The organism is Atopobium deltae, from assembly GCF_001552785.1.
Taxonomy (GTDB): domain Bacteria; phylum Actinomycetota; class Coriobacteriia; order Coriobacteriales; family Atopobiaceae; genus Atopobium; species Atopobium deltae.
In genome coordinates this window covers 255,324-258,881 of record NZ_KQ959516.1, presented here as the reverse complement: position 1 = coordinate 258,881, position 3,558 = coordinate 255,324, and the positions used below count along the sequence as shown (strand labels likewise).

General features: G+C 41.9%; 5 protein-coding genes. 4 read left to right on the top strand and 1 reads right to left on the bottom strand.

The annotated features are described in order from the left end of the window. Both HMPREF3192_RS06415 and HMPREF3192_RS06410 read left to right on the top strand, forming a co-directional pair. Positions 1-512, top strand: a 512-nt coding sequence (locus HMPREF3192_RS06415) for an SHIRT domain-containing protein (protein WP_156422898.1), incomplete at its 5' end; no start/stop codon positions are given. A gap of 265 nt (positions 513-777) precedes the next feature. Beyond that, positions 778-1,278: a hypothetical protein gene (locus HMPREF3192_RS06410; RefSeq protein ID WP_066306611.1), complete on the top strand. Its 501-nt coding sequence runs from the start codon at positions 778-780 to the stop codon at positions 1,276-1,278. Between the two features lie 133 nt (positions 1,279-1,411). Here the strand turns inward: HMPREF3192_RS06410 and HMPREF3192_RS07150 are convergent, their stop codons facing one another. Further along, a complete protein-coding gene (locus tag HMPREF3192_RS07150) occupies positions 1,412-1,579 on the bottom strand; it encodes a helix-turn-helix domain-containing protein (protein WP_082715695.1) in 168 nt (55 codons plus the stop codon). Between the two features lie 162 nt (positions 1,580-1,741). Here HMPREF3192_RS07150 and HMPREF3192_RS06405 point away from each other — a divergent pair, with 162 nt between their 5' ends. Together HMPREF3192_RS06405 and HMPREF3192_RS06400 are read left to right on the top strand one after the other, a co-directional pair. After that, entirely contained in the window at positions 1,742-2,680 is a 939-nt protein-coding gene (locus HMPREF3192_RS06405; protein ID WP_066306608.1) for an alpha/beta hydrolase, read from the top strand. 36 nt (positions 2,681-2,716) lie between these two features. Continuing rightward, entirely contained in the window at positions 2,717-3,196 is a 480-nt protein-coding gene (locus tag HMPREF3192_RS06400; protein ID WP_066306605.1) for an ABC transporter permease, read from the top strand. Positions 3,197-3,558: the final 362 nt, after the last annotated feature.

The following is a 3,558-nucleotide window of genomic DNA, read 5'->3' as shown; positions in this document are numbered from 1 at the left end:
GTGACAAGAACGCAACCATTACAGGTTCTTGGACCTTCACCGAAGCTAACAAGTATCAGGTTGTCTACAACTGGGGTAAGGACGCACCGGCAGGAAAAGATGCGCCGAAGGATGGCGGCAGCTACTATGCTGGTGATCACTACACCGTAGATACCACCTACAAGAAGAACGACACGGTAAAAGGTGAGAAGGACGGCAAGAAGGGTACGTGGACCTTCAGCGGTTGGACCGATCCGAATAACGGCACCATGGGTGACAAGAACGCAAGCATTACAGGTTCTTGGACCTTCACCGAAGAACCGGCCAAACCGGAGCATCCAATGAACCCAGGAACAGCACAGCCAGGTTCTATAAATGGAAACACAGGAAATAAAGGGACAAATTCTTCTGCAAATGTTCTACCAAAAACTGGCGATGCAACGAGCGCACCATTCTATGTAGGTGTCATGGCACTGATTGGATCTGCTCTTTCAGCACTAGCACTGGGGCTTAAGAAAAATAACAACCAATAGGTTAGGCAGTGCAACATAGGGAGTTTGTAATCCCGAACATTACGGTATAGTCGTGAAATACGGCTATACCGTTTTTTCGTCTTTCTTTTTCTGGGGTGGCATAAGATCATCGATGCAGCCCCAAGAAGACAATGCGCTTAAGTAATACAACCCTGTCATGAAATGCCGCAAGTCAGGAAAGGAGGGCGCATGGAAGTTATCTGCGAAGGGTCTGCGTCTCATAATGATGTTGTCTATAGGGGCAGCGTAACTCGCTATAGTTGTAGTGTTTCAACACTTCGGTCGTATCAGCGCCGAGCGCGTCGCCAACATCGTCATCGCGGCTGGTTCAAGCGCGTTATCATTCTTTTTTCTTACGCTTACGTCCCTTGGGGTTATCTGTTTTCAGCAGGACTTGCTGTCATGGCAACGCCCTTCCAAGATCACTCCCACCGAGCTTGTCAGTCTCTTTGAACGCAATCCCGAAGCACGCCAGTTTGTTTTGGATTTTGACAAGCGCCACAACGATCATCCAACTATTGATCTTTCTGAATACGCTCACAGTCCCATGGTTCCGCTCTTCTTGCTGTGGGATGAGCGCTGGGGCTATACCAACTATGCGGGTCAGTACTTTGCGCCTTCTGGTTGTGGTCCGAGCTGTTTATCGATGGCCTATATTTATCTTACGGGGGACGCATCGATGTCGCCTCTTGCGATGGGCGAGTTTGCAACAGCTCAGGGTTATGCAGTCGATGGGGAGGGTAGTGCCTGGGCGCTCATATCTTAGGGCGGTCGAAAATTAGGTTTAGATGCGACCGAGATTCCCCTGCAAGAGAAACGTGTTAAGACAGACCTCGAAGCAGGAAGTGATTGTTTTGACAGTTTGCAACTCAACCTGCGGTTTTCATACTCTTTTTGTGCTATCGAGGCACGATAAGGTGATTGATCACCAAGGCGGCCTTGTTCTGGGAGACCGTTGATCTGTGACGATTTGATTTTCTTGCTATGGCAGAAATACTATGGCCTAATTCTTGGTAGATCATGATCATTTCACGCTCTTCTAGTGCAAGATGATTGTAGTGGTTCATTTCTTCCTCCACACCATGATATTTGCGTAAACCTCATGATGACGGAAGTTGTGAGACACTATCTATTTAGGTGTTGCACTTGGTTTGACAATTCAAGAGATAAGGTATGGACGTTGATTCGGGAAATCAAGATTGATGGGTTATTTAACGGGGTGAAATAAAATGAGTTTAACTTATAAAATTGCATCAGAAACAGTAAGACTTTTGGGCGTAAAAAAAATATTCAAAAAGCCTAAGAAAGAAATATTAGAATATGCTGACAAACATAATGCAAAGTCTAATTTTGACATTGACAAGGCTATGAAAAGGGCTGGCAAAAAGAAGTATTTTCTCTTTGATAGAAAAGTAATGGGATTTAGGGTTTTGATCTATCAAAAAAATGAAAACCCAGAAAAGGGAGCAGTACTTTATCTTTTTGGAGGAGGAATGATTACGGGACCTGATAGGTTGGATTTTTCTCTCTCAGAAAGAATAATGGAAAAAACGGGGAAGGATGTATGGTTCTTATTCTATCCACTTTGCACGGCCGATAGAAATATAAAAGAGACTTATGAAGTTTGTTTTGAAACTTATAAACTCATGACAGAAATATATAAGGAGGAGAATATCGGCGTATTGGGGTTCTCGTCAGGTGCTTGTTTAGCCCTGGGGATTTTTTTACACAACAATGCCCTGGGCAAGCCTTTGCCAATGCCCGGGAAGATCATTGCAGTTTCTCCGGGCGGACTTCCAAATAATAATAAGGCTGAAAGTAAAGAGATTTGGGAAAAGTTAGAAGCTCTCAGCCCAAAAGATATCATGATTGATCCTGCCTATTTTAATACCGCAAGGGAAATAATGACAGGGGAAGAAGATGTGCCAGAATATATGATAGATGGGACAAGCGGAGATTTTTCGAATTTCCCAAAGACCTATTTTTATTACGGTGAAAATGAATGCCTTTATGCTTATGCGAAATATTTTGAAAAAGCAATGAAAAAATATAATGCCACGCATGAGATTATTGTAGGGGCGGGGATGTGCCACTGCTATCCGTTGCTAAGATTTTTTAGAGAAGGTAGAGAGGCGCAGGATGAAATTATTAAATTGTTGAAATCTTAGTATAGGAATGTATAAGTAGAAGGAATTGGAAAACCTATGCTTTTAATTGAAACAGTGATTTTATGTGCTGTATTTTTTGGGGTATGTTTTTTGAGTACCGGCACAGACGAGAAAAATTTGAGAAATTATATATCCTATCCTGATGAAGTTCAAGAGCGAATCAAAGAGACCAAAGAGTACCTGGGGAAATATAAAGAAACAGGTATATTCGATGTATGGATGGTAAATTTTTTAATATTTTCCGTCTTATTTCTATTGTTGGGGAGTATCATCCGCCAAACAAAGTTTATGCATAACTTTATCAGTTTGCTGATTGTAGGAGAAATCTTAAATGTTTTTGACCTTATCGTTATTGATTTGTTATGGTGGAGAAATACAAAGAGAATCAGGCTATCAAAAATACCGCAAAAGGAGCTCTACCAAAACCCTAAAAAGCATATTGAAGCTTTTTTAAGAGCGATGGTTCTGTATTTTTTTGTTGCGGTGCTTGACGGATATTTATTGACTTTATTTTGATAAATATAAAAAATAAAAAAGAGTCCGCAGACAAAGTTGTGTGGCAGAATTTCTGTAACTGCCTGCTTTTCTAACTTGGTACCCTACGGGCACGGCCCGGCTTCATGACACTGTGGTCTTGTCGACCATGTTGGAAATGTTGGTGTAAGGGTTGCTAGATAAAACTACGGCTACTGCTTAGAATTTATAAATGTAAAGTAAAAAATTCTAGTGAAAGGCAGTAACCGCAATGACTGCCTTACACCAACTACCACAAAATGACGAGGGCATGGCAGGCCTTCAACAACTTGCAAAAATTTTGGTTGAATCTGTTTTAACGAGATTATGAGATAGTCAAACTCAAGAGATCTGCAAGCGTAACA